The organism is Trueperella pecoris (genome assembly GCF_014926385.1).
GTDB classification, from domain to species: Bacteria; Actinomycetota; Actinomycetes; order Actinomycetales; family Actinomycetaceae; genus Trueperella; species Trueperella pecoris.
In genome coordinates this window covers 15,702-32,634 of sequence record NZ_CP053291.1, presented here as the reverse complement: position 1 = coordinate 32,634, position 16,933 = coordinate 15,702, and the positions used below count along the sequence as shown (strand labels likewise).

At 61.9% G+C, this 16,933-nt stretch carries 17 protein-coding genes and 1 tRNA gene; 4 read left to right on the top strand and 14 right to left on the bottom strand.

Annotated features, from left to right (window positions below):
- Positions 1-2 precede the first annotated feature (2 nt).
- Genes HLG82_RS00170 through HLG82_RS00155 form a run of 4 tightly spaced genes read right to left on the bottom strand, consistent with a single transcriptional unit; the run spans position 3 to position 2,599 of the window.
- The gene (locus HLG82_RS00170; protein ID WP_193326769.1) at positions 3-200 is read right to left on the bottom strand and encodes a hypothetical protein; all 198 of its coding nucleotides are present in this window, start codon (positions 198-200) and stop codon (positions 3-5) included.
- Positions 181-1,518 (bottom strand): hypothetical protein, encoded by a 1,338-nt coding sequence (locus HLG82_RS00165; protein WP_193326768.1) that lies wholly within the window; start codon positions 1,516-1,518, stop codon positions 181-183. Before HLG82_RS00165 ends, HLG82_RS00170 begins: the two co-directional genes overlap by 20 nt.
- A 33-nt stretch (positions 1,519-1,551) precedes the next feature.
- Complete coding sequence (locus HLG82_RS00160; RefSeq protein ID WP_193326767.1) at positions 1,552-2,325, bottom strand: hypothetical protein; 774 nt, start codon at positions 2,323-2,325, stop codon at positions 1,552-1,554.
- 46 nt (positions 2,326-2,371) lie between these two features.
- The gene (locus HLG82_RS00155) at positions 2,372-2,599 is read right to left on the bottom strand and encodes a helix-turn-helix domain-containing protein (RefSeq protein WP_193326766.1); all 228 of its coding nucleotides are present in this window, start codon (positions 2,597-2,599) and stop codon (positions 2,372-2,374) included.
- A gap of 112 nt (positions 2,600-2,711) precedes the next feature.
- On the opposite strand from HLG82_RS00155, the gene HLG82_RS10540 reads away from it, so the two are divergent.
- Positions 2,712-3,065, top strand: a complete 354-nt coding sequence (locus tag HLG82_RS10540; protein WP_193327669.1) for a helix-turn-helix domain-containing protein — start codon at positions 2,712-2,714, stop codon at positions 3,063-3,065.
- Here HLG82_RS10540 and HLG82_RS00145 read toward each other — a convergent pair.
- The 6 genes from HLG82_RS00145 to HLG82_RS00120 form a co-directional block, all read right to left on the bottom strand.
- A tRNA-Thr gene (locus tag HLG82_RS00145) sits at positions 3,021-3,093 on the bottom strand. The genes HLG82_RS10540 and HLG82_RS00145 overlap by 45 nt on opposite strands.
- 69 nt (positions 3,094-3,162) lie before the next feature.
- The gene (locus tag HLG82_RS00140; protein ID WP_193326765.1) at positions 3,163-4,701 is read right to left on the bottom strand and encodes an alpha/beta hydrolase; all 1,539 of its coding nucleotides are present in this window, start codon (positions 4,699-4,701) and stop codon (positions 3,163-3,165) included.
- A gap of 130 nt (positions 4,702-4,831) precedes the next feature.
- Positions 4,832-6,034 (bottom strand): DNA polymerase III subunit delta', encoded by a 1,203-nt coding sequence (locus tag HLG82_RS00135; RefSeq protein ID WP_193326764.1) that lies wholly within the window; start codon positions 6,032-6,034, stop codon positions 4,832-4,834.
- On the bottom strand, positions 6,031-6,732 hold the full coding sequence (tmk, locus tag HLG82_RS00130) for a dTMP kinase (protein ID WP_193326763.1): 702 nt from the start codon (positions 6,730-6,732) through the stop codon (positions 6,031-6,033). Before tmk ends, HLG82_RS00135 begins: the two co-directional genes overlap by 4 nt.
- Before the next feature lie 14 nt (positions 6,733-6,746).
- Positions 6,747-9,476, bottom strand: a complete 2,730-nt coding sequence (gene topA, locus HLG82_RS00125; RefSeq protein ID WP_193326762.1) for a type I DNA topoisomerase — start codon at positions 9,474-9,476, stop codon at positions 6,747-6,749.
- An 88-nt stretch (positions 9,477-9,564) separates the two neighbouring features.
- The gene (locus HLG82_RS00120) at positions 9,565-11,088 is read right to left on the bottom strand and encodes a DUF7059 domain-containing protein (protein WP_193326761.1); all 1,524 of its coding nucleotides are present in this window, start codon (positions 11,086-11,088) and stop codon (positions 9,565-9,567) included.
- A gap of 225 nt (positions 11,089-11,313) precedes the next feature.
- On the opposite strand from HLG82_RS00120, the gene HLG82_RS00115 reads away from it, so the two are divergent.
- From HLG82_RS00115 to HLG82_RS00105, 3 genes are all read left to right on the top strand, one after another.
- Positions 11,314-11,907 carry a DUF2975 domain-containing protein gene (locus HLG82_RS00115; protein ID WP_193326760.1) on the top strand — a complete coding sequence of 198 codons (594 nt, stop codon included), beginning with the start codon at positions 11,314-11,316 and terminating at the stop codon, positions 11,905-11,907.
- Positions 11,897-12,148 (top strand): helix-turn-helix domain-containing protein, encoded by a 252-nt coding sequence (locus HLG82_RS00110; RefSeq protein WP_193326759.1) that lies wholly within the window; start codon positions 11,897-11,899, stop codon positions 12,146-12,148. The genes HLG82_RS00115 and HLG82_RS00110 overlap by 11 nt, the downstream gene beginning before the upstream one ends.
- Positions 12,149-12,267: 119 nt before the next feature.
- A complete protein-coding gene (locus HLG82_RS00105; protein ID WP_193326758.1) occupies positions 12,268-14,610 on the top strand; it encodes a DEAD/DEAH box helicase in 2,343 nt (780 codons plus the stop codon).
- Here the strand turns inward: HLG82_RS00105 and HLG82_RS00100 are convergent.
- From HLG82_RS00100 to HLG82_RS00085, 4 genes are all read right to left on the bottom strand, one after another.
- Positions 14,583-14,969 carry a hypothetical protein gene (locus HLG82_RS00100; RefSeq protein ID WP_193326757.1) on the bottom strand — a complete coding sequence of 129 codons (387 nt, stop codon included), beginning with the start codon at positions 14,967-14,969 and terminating at the stop codon, positions 14,583-14,585. The two genes, HLG82_RS00105 and HLG82_RS00100, sit on opposite strands and share 28 nt — an antisense overlap.
- 78 nt (positions 14,970-15,047) lie before the next feature.
- Positions 15,048-15,416 (bottom strand): hypothetical protein, encoded by a 369-nt coding sequence (locus HLG82_RS00095; protein ID WP_193326756.1) that lies wholly within the window; start codon positions 15,414-15,416, stop codon positions 15,048-15,050.
- A 203-nt stretch (positions 15,417-15,619) separates the two neighbouring features.
- On the bottom strand, positions 15,620-15,805 hold the full coding sequence (locus HLG82_RS00090; protein ID WP_193326755.1) for a DUF4244 domain-containing protein: 186 nt from the start codon (positions 15,803-15,805) through the stop codon (positions 15,620-15,622).
- 506 nt (positions 15,806-16,311) lie between these two features.
- Entirely contained in the window at positions 16,312-16,926 is a 615-nt protein-coding gene (locus HLG82_RS00085) for a type II secretion system F family protein (protein WP_193326754.1), read from the bottom strand.
- Between the last annotated feature and the right edge of the window lie 7 nt (positions 16,927-16,933).

Here is a 16,933-nt window from a genome sequence, read left to right as displayed (position 1 = left end):
CCTTAGAGCTGGACCTGTGAAAACAGTGCAGCCGCCGCGACAATCATGCCGCCACCAATTGCCTGCCACATGCCAGACTGAATCTGCTGGCCGTTTTGTTCCTTCAGACCACCAGCAAGAACGATCACGCCCCACACCGTCCAAATACCACCACCGATGATGGCGAACTTTGTGAAGAGCTCAATTGCGCTTTGTAGCATGGAATTTTCCTTTCAATGGAGAAACTGAGGTGCCGCACACATGCTTGGCACCCTCCCCCGTCGGGGGAGAAAACCGGTCACAGCCCGTGGAGTTTCCGTCATCGGTACTAGCCGAATACGGCGGGATATGACCGGAAGATCTAGGCTCAACGGAGCCATTAGCGGCCTTCGCCACCTCATACGCTCTTTCAGCAAGTGCATTCAGCGATCCGTCACTCTGAATGTCAAACTCGTTCCAGATCCCTAAGACCCGAAGCAATTGAGCACGAGAGTTCAAAGGTGATTGGCCTTCGGCAATTTCTTCGAGGGCAGCAGCCATGCGCGCCACCCGTTCAGACCGAGTCTCGTGGCGGGTAGCAGTAGGCACACCTGCTTCCATCACGCTCCGCACCCGGGAGATAATCAAACCTTCAAGGTTGCGTACCTGATCACGCGGAGGCAACGCATTACCCGCAAGACGCGCACGGATCGCCTCAGGCGTCCAGCCGGCTGACAAGCCGGCCTGGACCACCTGGACCACACGCTCACGCGCACTCCGCCCTAGCCAACCCCACCACACCTCAGGAAGAGCAGCCCACACCACACCATCACCGACCACACGGCCCGCGCTGGTTTGGTTGGAGTTATCCGAACGTAGTGAGGATTTGGATATAACTTTAGTTATATGTGCCTCGGCTGACCGTGCCACGGTAGACCGCGGCACGGTACGACCTGCGGAAACAGTGTATTCACGCAGGTCAGCACCTTGAACCTCACAGTTATCCACAGGCAAGCGTTTGTGCTGGTCACACCGTGCGGTAACAGGTACCGCACGGTGGTTATCCACAGGGTCCGCGCTGGTTTCTTGCGCACTTGTGGCGCTCATGGTCACCGCTTCTGCGGCTACTTCAGGCAGCGCATCTTGTGGCGCTACCTGCTCAATTCCAGCGTCTTCGCCCGGGTGAGATACACAAGCTAACACCTCGCGCGATGACAGTGCCTGATTACTGACCCGCTGCACAATCTCAGCCCGCGCTTGACCAACAGTTAACGGCACATCCGATACCACCGTGACATCACGAATCTTGCCTTCATGACGCGTACGGAACCGGAATCGCAAATGATGCTCTTCAAGCTCAAGAAGCGCTTTGCGCGTAGCAGCCTCACCCAGCCCGCGCCCCTTCAATTGCCGGTAGCCCACCTTAGACCCAGCAGGCATCGACAATGACACCAAGGCAAGCGCTAGCGCCTGATAAGACAAATACTTATTGTGAATCAGTGAGTTAGGAACCGCTGTCGCACCCTTGCGAACAACAAAGAAATCCCCTTTATCACTCATAATTCACACCCCTCATGCCCGCCCATGTCACGGTTAACCCGCATTCTGATCAGTATCCAGTTGCAGGTTCTTCAAATCCGGGCGCACACCAGGCCACGAGGCCAAGAGCTTTCCAGCGTCTTCCACACGCGCCCGCCCATGAGCAAGAGCAGTGATCACATCACGACCTTCGGTGATACGGATATCCTTCTTACGGCCCTCCACATCCTCAATCAGCTTCTGCAAAGCCGCCACCCGCCCTTTAACCTTCTCAGCTACCGCACGGCTATCGTCAGACGCACCAGCAAGAACATCCCGCGCCGTGGTGATCATCTTCCGCCCCCGCTCAAGTTCGGGCTCAAGAGACTCAACACGGAAGGTCTTTGACGCAAGAGCAATCTGGGTCTCAATCTTGTCCAGGTCAACCACGTACTTGCCCACGAGGCCATCTATCTCGCCCTGAGCCGCCCGCAAAGTCTTTTCACTCTCCCTCGCCTTATCTGCATCAAGGGACCGTGAATCAAGACCCGGCACACGCGGCACGCCCTCATTGGCATCAGTGATCCACGACAAGGCAGAACACACCGCAGGAAATGCGCCGACATCCACTGCACAATCAGGCCGGAGGTTATTTGCACGCTCGACCAGCCCATCCCACTTAGCCAAGCTGGTCTCATAATCAACCCTCGCGGTAGCGTAATCAGCCCGCGCCTCACGCTTGGCCTCCTGACCGCCACGAACGAGCCACAAAACCACACCAATAACCACTGACGCAGCGACCACCAAGGCCACAAGCAAAAGCAGACCACGCCTCTCACGCCAACTCACCGCACCTCACCCCCGCGCGGCCACACACACGACAAACAATTAACCATCAAAACAAGCCCTCCTGACTAGGAAAAGACTCACCCTCATCAGCGGAACGCTCAGTCGCAATCGTGGGAGTCAGCATCGCCTCAATATCCTCACGGGCAAAGCGCAGCTGACCCCCAGGCAGGGTCACAGCCGCGACTTTGCCGTCCGCAACCCATCTCGCAACAGTCTGACGCGAGACTTTCGCTAGATTGGCAACCTGTCGGGTAGTCAGTAGTTCGGTAGCCATGTGAATATCTCTATTCCAATTAAGTCAGATTCAACTTACATGCCATGTTAGGCATAGGAAATTAATCTCGTCAAGATATTCCAGTTGCACCAGATTAATCTGCTCCGGTAGAATGCTAAGTATGACAGCCTCTATCGACACTTTCGCAATGACTCAAACGCTTGATGAGAACATTGGTGAGCGGGTGCATATTTGGCTCCGGCGAAAAGGGCTAATGCAACGCGACCTCGCCGCTCTTCTGGGTATCACGCCCGCGGCCGTCTCCCATAAGATTGCTGGCCGAAGCACATGGTCCGCTACAGATCTCGTCAAGGCAGCAGCCTTTCTAGACCTTCCACTGGCAGAGTTGCTCTCCGACGAAATGGTCGCAGTTGAGCAAAAGAAATTGGCCCCGAACTCTTCCGAGTCCGAGGCCAATCTGAGCCGCCTGTGGGAATCGAACCCACGACCTTCTCATTACGAGTGAGACGCTCTACCGACTGAGCTAAGGCGGCGTGCTTCAGCCAATTCAATGTACCGAACTGGGAAGCAGTTTTTCAAATAGGCAAACGTGATCTATGACGCTACTCTTTCGCGTTGCAGGTCAAGCCGTCTTCGGGGGCCTCGCCGGTCAGCAAGTACTTGTCCAGAGCCTTGTTAATGCAGTCCCCCGCACGCCCATATGCCGTATGCCCCTCGCCCTTCCACGTCACAAAACGGGAATTCTCTAGAGTCTTGGCGAACGATTCGCCCCATTCATAAGGGGTTGCTGGGTCGCCAGTCGTTCCGACGACGACGATCGGCGCCGATCCAGCAGCAACGTACGGACCTAGAGGGCCCTTTTCACCGCCCGGCATCAGCTGGCAAGCATACTGCGAATACCCCAAAGAAGCACCAAAAATCGGCGAAATGTTTTTCAATTCTTCAGCCTTCTTATCCCAGTCGGCCTCCGTGCCTTCGACGAAAGTGTCATCACAGGTGATAGCGAAGTTCGCTTCATACATATTGTTCTTGAAAGTTTTTCCTTCACGCCCCACGTATTGGTCGAAGAGGAGCGCGAAAACCTCGCCCGAGCCACGGTTGATGAGTTCCTCAAAACCACTATCCAAGGCGAACCACGTAGAGTCGTCGTACAACGGCGCGATAATGCCGTAGAAAAGCCCCTGATCGCCAAGCACGCGGTCTGCGCCTGCTGGAACAGGTTTGTTCTTAACTTGCGCCACTAGCTCCTTCAGCTTCGCCCAGCCCTCATCCACAGTCTTGCCCAGTGCACACGATTCACCGGCGACGCAGTGTGCCAAATACGCGCCGAACGCTTTCTCGAACCCTTTTGCCTGCGCCTTCGTTTGCTCAAAAGAGGGGATAGCAGTGTCGACAGCGCCATCTAGGATCATTCGCCCCACATTGTGAGGGAACAATTCGGCATACATGCCACCCAGACTTGTACCGTAGGAATATCCCACATAGTACAGTCTCGGATCGCCTAATACCTGGCGAATGACATCCATATCCTTCGCCGCTTCGCGTGTGCCGACGAATTTCAGCAGATCGCCCGACTTATCTTTACATCCCTGGACAAGCTTCGCCTTATCAGCCTCCGCATCTGCTTTACCTTCGAGCGTGTCAGGGTATGATTTGTCGAGCATCGCGCCCAACTCGGCGTCGTCCAAACAGTCAACGGGGCTCGAATCACCCACCCCGCGCGGATCGAAACCCACGATGTCGAAGCTGTCACGGATCTTGTCGGAGAAGTAGTGGGTTGCGGAGTCCACCATCTCCCTGCCCGACGAGCCCGGACCGCCCGGATTCACCAGCAAGCTCCCCAGCGCCTTCTTACCGGCACGCGCCTTCTTGAGAGACAGGTTGATGCTGTTGGCCTGCGGATTGTCATAATCCATGGGGACGGTGATCGTTGCGCATTCAAAGCCCGAGCCGCACTCAGTCCACGCGACTTCCTGCGCATAAAACTCTTCGAGCCCTGCCGGGGCCGCGGGCATCTCAGCCTTGATAGGCGTGGCACCCGAGGCTCCCGCCGTCGTTTCCGACGAGGTACCAGTAGACGTACAAGCGGCGAGTGCCAGAGTCACAGCCGCACACAAGGAAAGGATCTGTAGCTTCTTCACACATTCAATCTATTCCATCCCCGCACACTTCTCCGAGCGGGGCGATCATCTTCGGGGCTGAGACACCATCCAGCATTATGTGGAAAACTATTCGCCCGCGGATGTAACGACGCCGTCTGCTCGCGGCCGCCTATCTCTCCCGCAACGCCGCCAGCCCAGCCTCCATGAGCAACTGCGGCGCGACGTTGCCACGCAGACGCTCACGCGCCTGCCCGAGGGCGTCGATGCGGGCCAGCGTCAGGCTCGGACTAGTGGTTGCGGCAATGCGCTCGATCGCCTGAGAATAGTCCGCGTTCACGAGGCGAACGTCCGCCTCGAGTTGCGCCACGAGCACATCCCGATAGAAGGAGATCATGTAGGTCAGCTCGCGGTCGATCATGTCGTGAAGATTGCGTGTGGCCCGGCGCTTGACGTCCACGCTCGCCGCCTTGACCTGACTACGCACGGCCGCCGGCACGCGCGCCCCCGGCTCCAGGCCCATCGCGGCCAAACGCTCGGCCTCCTCGCGGGCCTGCGCCGCCTCTTGTTCCTTCTTTGACTCGGCGGTGGCGCCCGTCATCTGTTCGGGATCAACCAGCATTTGGGCTGCCAACGCCGCATCCCCCACCCCGCGCAGGGACACGACCGCATCGAGAGTCAGCTTGCGCACGTGCGCCGCCTGCGGGTCCGTGGCAAGCGCGGTGGCGACGCCGATGTGGGACTGTGCCGCCTGTGCAGCAACAAGCGCCGCATCCAGATCCACACCCTGGCGCTCGACGAGAAGCCGTGCCACATCCTCCACGCTCGGAGTCACAAGGTTCACGTGGCGGCACCGCGAACGAATGGTGGGCAACACGTCGGCAACTGCCGCAGTACACAGGATCCACACCGTGCGCGGACCCGGCTCCTCGATCGCCTTGAGGAGCACATTGGTGGTGCGCTCAACCATGCGGTCGGCGTCTTCAATGATGAATACTTTCCACGAACCCGTGCCCGGCGCTTGGTAGGAGCTGGCCACGTAGGCGCGCACTTCCTCCGCCTTGATCGTCACAAGGTCGGTCGAAAGTGAACTGACATCCGGATGATTGCCACCCATGACGGCCTTGCACTGGGCACACTCTCCACACCCCGGGGTCGCGCCCGTGCACTCGAGAGCAGCGGCAAACGCACGCGCAGCCGACGAACGCCCCGAACCCGGAGGACCCGTGAACAGCCAAGCATGGCTCATCGCGGAGTTGCCGGGTTGAATATCTCCCTCGAATCCTCCCCCGGCGATATCTCGCGACGCCCGAGCCGCCCGGCTCAAATCCGCCACGGCCTCCGCTTGGCCAACCAGATCGTCAAAGACACTCACGCGTGACCGCCTTGCGCAGCCTCCACCGTGTCACCTGACTCGACGAAGGAGCCGTCCTCCCGGCGATCGCCACGGCGGCGCTCCTCAAACATGCCGACCACAACCTCACGGATTTCGTGGGCCAGGTCCTCGATCGGACGCGTGGCATCCAACCGGTAAAACCTTTGCGGTTCGCGCCGGGCGAGGGCACGGAACTGGGCGCGTACGGCGTCGTGAAATTCTGCACCAGCGCGTTCGAGCCGATCGAGCTGGCCACCGCTTCGCCGGCTCGCACGTTCGGCGGCTGCAGCGGCGGGCAGGTCAAGAAGGAAGGTGACGTCGGGCAGGAGGCCACCAACTGCCCAGAGCGAGAGGTCGCGGACCTCATCCGTGCCCACGTCACGCGCGGCGCCCTGGTAGGCGACCGACGAGTCGAGGTAACGATCCGTCACCACCACCGCCCCGCGCTTCAAGGCCGGACGTACCAGCGAATCCACGTGATGGGCGCGGTCCGCAGCGTAGAGGAGGGCCTCGGCGCGCGCACCCATCTCCCCACCATGGAGGAGAAGATCGCGAATCGCGTTGCCCATAGGCGTGCCGCCCGGCTCGCGGGTCGCCACCACGTCATGCCCGACCTTCTCCAGCCATTCGACCAGCGCGCGCACCTGGGTGGACTTGCCAGAGCCGTCTCCGCCTTCGAAGGAAATGAATAAGGACATGACTCCTGCTTTCGCTACTTGTCTGCCGGCTTAGCCGTCTTCTTCGCCGGGGCTTTCTTTGCCGTCGTCTTCTTGGCCGTCGTATTCCGCCCACGAACCGTCTTCGCCGTCTTGTTACGCGCCTTCGGGCCGCCCTGCTCGGCGATCTTCAAGCGCCGCTGAACCAGCAGCTCCTGCGCACGCTCGGGCGTGATCTGATTGATGTCCTCCGAGCGCGGCAACGACGCGTTCGTCTCACCATCGGTGACGTACGGGCCGAAGCGCCCATCCTTGAGCAGGATATTCCCACCCGAGACCGGATCCTTGCCCAGCTCCGCCAACGGCGGCCGGGCTTGACGCTGACCACGCACCTTCGGCTGGGCGAAGATCGCCTCGGCCTCCTCGAGCGTGATCGCGAAAATCTGCTCCTCAGACTCGAGCGAACGCGAATCCGAGCCGCGCTTCATGTAGGGGCCGAACCTACCGTTCGTCGCGACGATCATCTCCCCGTCCGACTCGCCCACCTCACGCGGCAGCGAGAGCAGCTTCAGGGCGTCATCGATCGTCACCGTATCCGGGCTCATCGACGCGAAAAGCGAGGCCGTACGTGGCTTGGGCTTGACCTTCGACACCTTTCCGGTGGGAGTGTAGGCGACGGCGTCGTCCGGAAGAACCTCAGACACGTAAGGTCCAAAGCGCCCATCTTTGACCACGATCGAGTAGCCGGTCTCCGGATCCTTGCCCAGCTCGCGGTCCTCCTGCATGGCCGAGTCCAGGATTTCCTTGGCCTTGGCCAACGTCATCTCATCCGGGGTCACCTCCGGAGGAATGTTGCCGCGCCGGAGCACGGTTCCGGCCTGATCGGTCTCTTCGAGGTAGGGCCCGTAGCGTCCCACACGCACGGCGACCGCCTCCGACAGGTCGATCGTGTTGACCGCACGCGCATCGATGTCGCCGAGCCCGTCAACCTGCCCGTGCAGGCCCGAGTTCTCCCCGCTTCCGTAGTAGAAGCCCTGGAGGTAGTCGACTCGCCCCTTCTTACCTGCGGCGATATCGTCCAGATCGGATTCCATGTCCGCCGTGAAGTCATAGTCGACAAGCTCAGGCAGGTTGTCCTCAAGAAGGCGCACCACCGAAAACGCCGTCCATGTGGGGACGAGCGCCGAGCCCTTCTTATCCACATAGCCGCGATCAATAACCGTAGAAATCGTGGAGGCATACGTGGACGGGCGGCCGATCCCGCGCTCCTCGAGCGTGCGCACGAGCGACGCTTCCGTGTAACGCGGCGGCGGCGTGGTTTCGTGGCCGTCGGCCTTCGCCGAGGCGTTGTCCACCATCTCACCCTCGGCCAGATCCGGCAGGCGCGAGTCCGATTCCTTGTCCTCGTAACGCTTCGTGTCCGTGCCCTCTTCGTAGGCGGCTAGGAATCCGCGGAACGTGATGATCGTTCCCGACGCCGACATCACCGCCTCCTGCGCATCCGCCGCACCCTTGATATCAGCGACGAGCCTGACCGAGGCTGTGGAGCCCGTGGCGTCCGCCATCTGCGAGGCGACCGTGCGCTTCCAAATCAGTTCGTACAGCTGGAATTCACGCCCACGCAACTGGTTGGCCACCTGCTGCGGGGTACGGAAGGAATCGCCTGCGGGACGGATCGCCTCGTGAGCCTCCTGGGCACCCTTCGCCTTCGACGCATACAAGCGCGGCTTGTCCGGTAACGACGCCGAACCATACAGTTCCTTGATCTGCTTGCGGGCCGCCGCGATCGCCTCGCTCGAGAGGTTCGTGGAATCGGTTCGCATGTAGGTGATGAAACCGTTCTCGTACAGGGACTGGGCAACTCGCATCGTGTCCCGCGAGGACAGGTGGAGTTTGCGGGATGCCTCCTGCTGGAGCGTCGAGGTGGTAAACGGAGCCGCGGGACGGCGCCGGTAGGGCTTGGTTTCCACCGAAGACACCCACGACTCCGCCTTCTCCAGGGCCTCGGCCACCGCCGTGGCCTGCGCCGAATCGAGCGTACGAACACCGGCCTTGACGGACTTGGGCGTCAATTCGCCGTCGTCACCATAGTCCTTACCCGAGGCGATGCGAGCGCCGTCAAGCGAATACAGCTTGGAGTCAAAGCCCTCCTCGCCCTTGACGTGGTGGACCGACACGTCCCAATACGAGGCGGGCACGAATGCCATGCGCTCACGCTCACGCTCCACCACAAGGCGGGTGGTCACGGACTGCACACGGCCCGCGGACAAGCCCGGGGCCACCTTGCGCCACAGCAGCGGGGACACCTCATAGCCCACGAGGCGATCCAGGATGCGGCGGGTTTCCTGGGCGTCCACCAATTCCGCGTCGATATCGCGAGTATTTTCCAGCGCGCGGGCGATCGCTTCCTTCGTAATCTCGTGAAAGACCATGCGCTTAACCGGCACCTTCGGCTTCAACGCTTCGAGAAGGTGCCAGGCGATTGCCTCACCCTCGCGGTCCTCATCAGTTGCCAGATAGAGGGCATCGGCGTCCTTGAGGGCCTTCTTCAGCTCCGCGACCTTCTTTTTCTTGTCCGGGTTGACCACGTAGTAGGGATCGAAGCCGTTTTCCACATCCACAGCGAATTTGGAAAATGGGCCCTTCTTCATCTCGGCAGGCAGCTCGGATGGGCGCGGGAGATCACGAATATGGCCAATCGACGCCTCCACCACGTAATCGGACCCCAGATAGTTCCCGATCGTGCGCGCTTTAGCCGGAGACTCGACGATGACAAGCTTCGTCATGTAATCCTCTTTCCATTCCCATGCCCGGTGGCGAGAGTTTTAGTGTGGCAATCCCACATTATGTGTACGAGTGTTGGCCGCAACCAAATCAGGCCCGCACCGGTTCTTCGAAAGTCAGCATACCCAAACGCTTCATATGTTGGATTTGCGGTTCCAACTTCTCCATCAGGTTACCCGCCTCCTCCGACAATAATTGTGCGAGCGCGTTGGCGATCTGGGCGGTGGTCAGTTCGCCATCGGCCACCGACACGAATCCGGCCAGGGCCGTATCCGCCATCACCTCTTCGCCGAAACCGTTGGTCTGCGTGAATTTGATGATCCATGGTTCTTCCTCGCCCGGATGGTAGAACCGATGCTCGACGACGTCGGTGGCCACCGGCGCCAGCCCCGTCAAGTCGGTCTGTGTCCGGCCAGCCCAGATGCGCTCCATGTAGTCGTGCACGTTTGCCGGGGCCAGCCCGCGAAGCTCTTGCCCGATCACGACGCCGTCTCCCCGGCCCGCAGCCAGATAGCCCAGTCCGATGTGGGTGACGTGTCGGGTGTCGAAATCCGCGAGCCACGCGCAGTAGGAATCGGCATAGTCCGGATGGGCGGGCGTGAGGCCCCCGTCGCGTAACCACATCTCTATATAAGAGGTAACGGGAAGTTTCTCGCGCATGACGAGGTGAATATCGAGGTCAGGGCCAGCCCAGGTACGCACCGGCGCGAAGGGATCGACCTCGTCGGAGGAAATTTCCCAGTTGGTGAGCATCCACGCCCGCCCGCCGGGGGTGAGGTGACTCGACAGGCCGCCGACCACCTGCGCGGAGAGCTGGTCACCCTCGAGGCCGCCGTCGCGGTAGTCAAGCTCGCCGACTCGAGCGCGCGCAGCCGCCGGCGTGATGACGAAGGGCGGGTTGGAGACGATGACGTCGAAACGCTCGGGCCCGCCCTCGCCCGTGACGGGTTCGAAGAGCGAGCCGAGCCGGAAGTCGATCGACGGTGCCACGCCATTAAGGGAGGCATTGAAACGTGCCATGTCGAGAGCTACCTCGGAGATATCCGTGGCCACGACCTGCGCGCCGGACAGCGCCGCGAACACCGCATGTACGCCCGACCCTGTGCCCAGATCGAGAACTCGCTGACCCGGCTCGTAGGCCGCGAGCGCCGCCAGCGTGCGAGTCGCCCCGCCGACACCCATGACAAAGTGCTCGCCATGGCGTGCCCCCTGCAAAGTCCCATGCGAGGAGGCAATCCACACCGTGTCAAGATCGGCGTGACCGCCCTTGGTGAGGGGAGCGCCCTCGACCCTCGCCAGGTGTGGCGGGATGTCAATCGGGACGACCTGCCATGGGCTGCGCCAACCACCATCGCTGGGGAGGAAGAACCGCTGGGCAGCGGCACTGGCCGTGGCCATAGTGCGCGGGAGGGCGAGGGCCAGTTCGGCGTCGTCAAGCGCCTCCCCCAGCCAGAACAGGCGGGTGAGGAGGGCGATGCGGGTGCCCGATTCGGCGGCGACGGCGGCCGGGACGGCGACGTCACGCTCGAGGGCGGCCAGGGCACGCGGGCCAAGGTCGGCGCGGATGGCTGCGCGGGTCCAGCTTGAGAGGTCTTCGCGGAGGGAGTCAATCATGGTCCCCATTGTGGCACGGATCGGCGCGGTGGCCGCACGCTTCCCCACAGGGCCGGGTTACCGAGAAGGCCGGGTGGCCGGCAGAGCCGGCTTGCCCACAGGTCGGCTTGCCGAGCAGGCTGGGAGTCGCGCCCCGACTGCGACCGCGGCCGGCTTCGACTTGCGAAACCCTGCCGGCTGATTTATCGTTTATCGATAACATCGAATATCGATATAGGAGATACCATGACTCGTTGGGAGAAAGTGCCTCTCTGGGGCGCGGTCAGCCTCATTTGGCTCGGCGCACTCGTCCTGATCGCCGGATTCATAGACCACATTCTCGCGCTACTCACGGGAACCCACCCCCTCGGCCTCATGCCGGTCAACGCCTGCGACCTGTCGCACTTCTGCACGAACGGCGAGTCATCTGTGCCCATGAGCTGGGTGTCGGCGGCGTCGCGCTACTGGACAGTCACGTCAGAAACCCTCACCGTTCTCACCCTACTTTCGGCGCTCATCCTCGGCACAGGAATTATCCGGTCAATCAGCCACGGGCGCGGGTTCGCCGCACAAACCGTGCGCCGCATGGGGATCGTCGCGAGCATTCTCGTTGCCGGCGGCATCCTCAGCTACATCAGCGAGGGCTTCGCCGACGACGCAATCTCGCGCGACTCCATCGCCTTCCAAGAAGCCACCTATCCCGACGGCTTCGGCATCGCACTCGGAGGCATCCCCACCCTGCCCGCCGCGTTGATCTTCGCCGGCATCCTCGCATTCGCACTGTGGGCCGCGTTCCGGCAGGGCACCCGCATGCAGGAGGAGCTCGACCATGTCATCTAACCGCCACCGGCCCGGCGACTCCTCGCCCAACGACGCCGACCACCGCATCGCCTGTGTTCTCGACGCCGTCCTCGCCGCCCGCGGCATGACCCTCACCGAGCTTTCCGAGAAGACCGGCCTGACTATGGCCAACCTGTCAATCCTCAAGACGGGCAAGGCCCGCGCGGTTCGCTTCACGACGCTGACGGCGATCTGCGAAGCGCTCGACTGCCAGCCCGGCGACCTGTTCAAACTCGGGTAGCGCCCAGCCCGGCGCTTTTCCGGGTAGTCTCCAACCCGGCGACCTGTTCGGGTAGCGCCCAGCCACGCCGTGCCACACTGCTTGGGGGTCACGTCGGGAGCGAGTGGCACACTGGTGGCATGCCTTTGCTTGACGCCTTCATTGCCGCCGACCAGCTCACTGGTCACATCGTGGTTCCCCCACGCGAGGCACGTTTGGGCACGTGGGGGCCATGGGTTCCACAAAAGGTTCGCGCCGCTCTAGAGAGCATCGGCGCTGGCCAGCCATGGATTCATCAAGCCGAAGCTGCTGACGCCGCCCATGGCGGCAACAACGTCGTCGTCGCCACCGGAACGGGCTCAGGCAAGTCGTTGGCGGCGTGGGTTCCCGCGCTCTGCGCGATTGTGAGCGCCCGCGAGGAGACGACGTCGTTGGCTTCGACCCGCTCCCATCCCACCGCCCTTTACCTCGGCCCAACCAAGGCGCTGGGTGCAGACCAGGAGGCGTCGCTGACGCGCCTGGCCGCCAAAGTGGATCCGCGCATCGCGGTGGCCACCGTGGATGGCGACGCGGACAGCCCTACCCGCACGTGGGCTCGCCAAAACGCGGACATCGTCTTGACGAATCCGGACTTTGCCCACTTTGGGTTGCTTGGTCGCCACGAGACCTGGCAACGCCTGTGGCGGGGTCTGCAGTTCATCGTTATCGACGAGTTCCATTCTTACCGGGGCGCTTTTGCCTCGAACGTCGCGCTCGTGGTTCGGCGCCTGTTGCGGGTGGCCCGCCACTATGGCGCCGAACCAAAGGTTATCTTCCTCTCCGCCACCGCCTATGAACCGCAGATTTCTGCCCAGCGCTTCCTTGGCCAGGCATTTGGCCCGGTCGTGGCCGTGTGCGAGGATGGCTCGCCCGCCGGCCAGCGGGACATTTGCACGCTCGCCTGCCGCGAGGTACCCCACGAGGGCGAACCGGTCGTCGACGAGGAGGGCAACGTGGACGTTCGCCGACGAGCAGCAAATACCGAGGCCGGAGAGCTGACGGCCAAGCTCGTCGCCGGCGGCGCACGGGTGCTCACCTTCGTCCGGTCGCGCCCGGGAACTGAGCGGGTCGCGGAGGTCTCTCGAGAGTACTTACATGAACACGCCCCGCATTTGGAGGGGACGGTCGCCGCATATCGTGGCGGCTACCTGCCCGAGGAGCGGCGCGAGCTCGAAAAGGATCTCCGCAGCGGGGACCTGCGCGGCCTTGCTACCACCTCCGCGCTTGAGCTCGGCATCGACATCTCTGGCCTCGACGCCGTGGTGGTAACGGGTTGGCCGGGCACTCGCGCGTCGTTCCAACAACAGATCGGCCGGGCGGGCCGCGCCGGAAGTGGCGGCCTGGCGGTCCTGATCGGGCGGGATAACCCGCTCGACCAGTTCATCCTCGCCCACCCGGAAACTCTCACCACAGGCAGCCCCGAGATGAGCGTCTTCGATCCCACGAACCCGTGGATCCTGCCGGGCCACCTCTGCGCCGCAGCAACGGAAGTGCCGCTCACCGCCGCCGATGTGGAGATCTTTTCTCTAGATTCCCTGCAGCCCATCACCGATCTTGCCGACGCCGAACTGCTCAAGGAGCGCCCGAGTGGCTGGTACTGGAACACCTCCCTTCGGGTCAATCCACACGACATGGTCGATATCCGCGGCGGCGGCCATTCGGTGTCGATCATTGATTCGGAGTCGGGTGCCCTGCTGGGAACGGTCGATGAGGCGCGAGCCGATTCCACCGTCCACCCCGGCGCGATCTACCTCCATCAAGGTGCGGCTTTCATGGTGGAGTCGTGCGACGGTGAGGTTGCGCTCGTGCACCGCCACCGGGAAGAGGAGATCCGCACCTTCCCACGCGAAGAAACGCATGTGGAGATTCTTTCCACCGATGAGGAGGTCACGCTTGAGCACGGTTCGTGGTGCCGCGGGCAGGTGGTCGTGCAATCTCGAGTGGTCGGCTACGACGTGCGGCGGATTTCCGACGGGATGTACTTGGGCACCTTCCCTCTCACCATGCCGATACGCACGTTGCAGACCGCCGGAGTGTGGCTGACCATCAAAGACTCTGCTGTCAAGGACGCCGGAATCCGGATCGCCGATGTTCCTGGCACCCTTCACGCCGCCGAGCATACGATGATCGCCCTGCTCCCGCTTTTCGCCACCTGTGACCGCTGGGATATCGGCGGGCTGTCGACGGCCGTGCATGCCCAGACCGGAATGCCAACCATCATCGTTCACGATGCCATGGCCGGCGGGTCTGGTTGCGCCGAACGTGGCTTCGATGCCGGAATCAGCTGGCTCGAGGCCACACTTGACGCCCTCGAGTCTTGCGACTGCACCCACGGTTGCCCGCGGTGCGTGCAGTCGCCCAAGTGCGGGAACAATAACGAGCCACTCGACAAGCATGGCGCCACCAAACTCCTTCGTTACCTCGTGGGTAGCTGGAGGTTCTGAACGCCATCGCGCTCCGACGGCCCCGCCACTGCTGTTGCTTTATAGGATCGCGTGATCCATCCAAATCTCGCTTCCTTCCTGACACTCACACGCACACGCTCGCCCTCGACCACGCAATCAACGGAATACCCCTCCGCGATCTGAGCTGCCCGGCTACATGCTTCCCCCTGTGATCCCTGATCCCGATAAATGATCGCGGCCGAAATCGCCGCCGAATCAGCCACGTCCCGTGCGTGAACCTGCTGTCCTGCGCTGTAGAACAGCTGGAACATGAGCGCTGCAAGACTTGCAATCGTCACCATCGCCAGCGCTACCAAGACCGTCGCGGAACCTGGTTCTGCGTGTTTATCACTCTCCATCGCCTTTCCTCCTTTCTTTAGAACTCACCGCATCTCCTGCCCGTGGGTCCCGACCTCTCACCCAAGGGGCCACCGCTCTCATCCGCGGCGCACACCTGGCTCCACCACCATTTCGTGGGTGCCAACGAATTCAATGCCCAGCCAGTCATAGACACCACCGCCCGCCCTGTGGACAGTGACGCTGACGATGTTCCCCTCAACGGAGACATCAACGTCCGCGCCGGTGCTTTTGGCACGAGCCGCCAATGTGGTTTGTCCGTCAATCGAGAACTCGCGAGCAATCTCCTTGGCCTCGGTAGAAACATGCATGACCTGCCAACCGGAGACGATCGCCGAGGCAAGTACAAACCCAAAGAACAGGAATATCGGCAAGACAATGGCGAATTCACTGGTGACCATGCCCGCCTCGGTCGATGCTGGCTTGGCCAATATCGCCGGCTTGGCCAATATCGCCGGCTTGGCCGATATCGCCGGCCGGAAGCTGATAAAAGACTCCCGGACCGGCTTTCGCAACGACGCGTGCCGCATCACCCCACACATCACTCCCACACCCCCAACCGCGATCTGCTTAAGATTCCGCCGTATCACTGACATCACCTCTCCCCGAGTTGGGGGTGGCGGGTCGCTTGCCCGCCACCCCCAACGCTCGATCAGTTGAAGCTGAAGATCAGCTTGAAGATGCCGACGATGGCATCCCGGAACCATTCCTGCTGGACGAGCCATACAAGAATGCCTGCAAGGCTCGTGGTCGCGACCGTGCCGACGGCATATTCTGCCGACACCATTCCCGACTCAACCTTCGGAGTGAGCGCCTTGGTGAGTACGCGCTTGATCATGTTGTCCTACTTTCTCTTCACAACCCCGCGGGGTTTTTCTTGGCCCCGCCCTTTGCGGGACCCGTCACCCTGTGTGACACCGCTAGTTTGCGAAATTCGCGTCACAGCACGACGCCGATAATTGTCAAAAGTGGACGCAACTCCCGGCGAGAGGCATGTGGACAGAATTACTAGAACCAAACCTGAACTGAGCTACGGGAGTTATCACCCAAACAAATAAGACCGTCCCCAAATCCAGCAAAAAGGACGCCAGCCAGGCTTACGGGCTCTTTTCCCCTCACAGCATCAGCCGGGTACTCGCCACCCCCGCCAAATGCTGTGACTTTTCGCCCCAAAACGCCAAGTGCGTTCACCAAAAACCAAATATTCACAGGATTTGGCACGAGCCCGGCAGCACGAGCCCGGCAGCACGAGCCCGGCAGCACGAGCCCTGCGGCGCGGACCCGATGGCGCCCGCGCCACAAGACCGGATCCGGCAGCGCGGTCCCATCAAAGACCTGTAGGTACTAAAACAGGCTCCCGGCCGCGCCAGCCACCACCGGCACGATCCCGACGAGGATAAATGCCGGTAAGAAGCACAGTCCAAGCGGCATCACCAATCGTGCACCAAGCTTGGCCGCCGCCTCCTTCGCGTTGCGCTGGCGCCGAAGCCTGAGTGACTGTGCACTGCGCTCAATGAGTGGCACGGGCGCAGCCCCATCCGTCCATGCGGCTCGCAAGGCCTCACGCAACCGCTCCTGGCCCAGGCCCTCCCACGCCTCGTCCCATCGCGCTCCCATGAGGAGCATGTTCGCGGCGCGCGTCCGTTCTCCACCGGAGCCGTAGCGCGGAGCCGCACCTCCGGTTGCCACATCCAACGCCTTGAGCATGCCAGGAATCGACATACCCGACCCCAACGCTGCTGCCGCCAAATCAAGCACGACGGCATTGTCCAGGGTTCGGGTCCCGGTCCTCGACGTTCCCCGCAGTCGCCCGATGGCCTGCCAGCGCCGAAGCAAAACCCCGCGAGCCCGAGTAACCGAACCGCCACCGACCCCGCGGCCGCCCGGCCCACCCACCGGGCGCGGTGTCAGCCACACCCATGCCAGCACGGCCGCAAGAATGATCGCCACCGTCGTCATGCTTCCT

Excerpts from the sequence above, each read along its gene's own strand:
- HLG82_RS00170 (WP_193326769.1), bottom strand. The coding sequence starts at position 200 with ATGCTACAAAGCGCAATTGAGCTCTTCACAAAGTTCGCCATCATCGGT.
- HLG82_RS00165 (WP_193326768.1), bottom strand. The coding sequence starts at position 1,518 with ATGAGTGATAAAGGGGATTTCTTTGTTGTTCGCAAGGGTGCGACAGCG.
- HLG82_RS00155 (WP_193326766.1), bottom strand. The coding sequence starts at position 2,599 with ATGGCTACCGAACTACTGACTACCCGACAGGTTGCCAATCTAGCGAAA.
- HLG82_RS10540 (WP_193327669.1), top strand. The coding sequence starts at position 2,712 with ATGCTAAGTATGACAGCCTCTATCGACACTTTCGCAATGACTCAAACG.
- tmk (WP_193326763.1), bottom strand. The coding sequence starts at position 6,732 with ATGTCCTTATTCATTTCCTTCGAAGGCGGAGACGGCTCTGGCAAGTCC.
- topA (WP_193326762.1), bottom strand. The coding sequence starts at position 9,476 with ATGACGAAGCTTGTCATCGTCGAGTCTCCGGCTAAAGCGCGCACGATC.
- HLG82_RS00120 (WP_193326761.1), bottom strand. The coding sequence starts at position 11,088 with ATGATTGACTCCCTCCGCGAAGACCTCTCAAGCTGGACCCGCGCAGCC.
- HLG82_RS00115 (WP_193326760.1), top strand. The coding sequence starts at position 11,314 with ATGACTCGTTGGGAGAAAGTGCCTCTCTGGGGCGCGGTCAGCCTCATT.
- HLG82_RS00110 (WP_193326759.1), top strand. The coding sequence starts at position 11,897 with ATGTCATCTAACCGCCACCGGCCCGGCGACTCCTCGCCCAACGACGCC.
- HLG82_RS00105 (WP_193326758.1), top strand. The coding sequence starts at position 12,268 with ATGCCTTTGCTTGACGCCTTCATTGCCGCCGACCAGCTCACTGGTCAC.
- HLG82_RS00100 (WP_193326757.1), bottom strand. The coding sequence starts at position 14,969 with ATGGAGAGTGATAAACACGCAGAACCAGGTTCCGCGACGGTCTTGGTA.
- HLG82_RS00090 (WP_193326755.1), bottom strand. The coding sequence starts at position 15,805 with ATGATCAAGCGCGTACTCACCAAGGCGCTCACTCCGAAGGTTGAGTCG.
- HLG82_RS00085 (WP_193326754.1), bottom strand. The coding sequence starts at position 16,926 with ATGACGACGGTGGCGATCATTCTTGCGGCCGTGCTGGCATGGGTGTGG.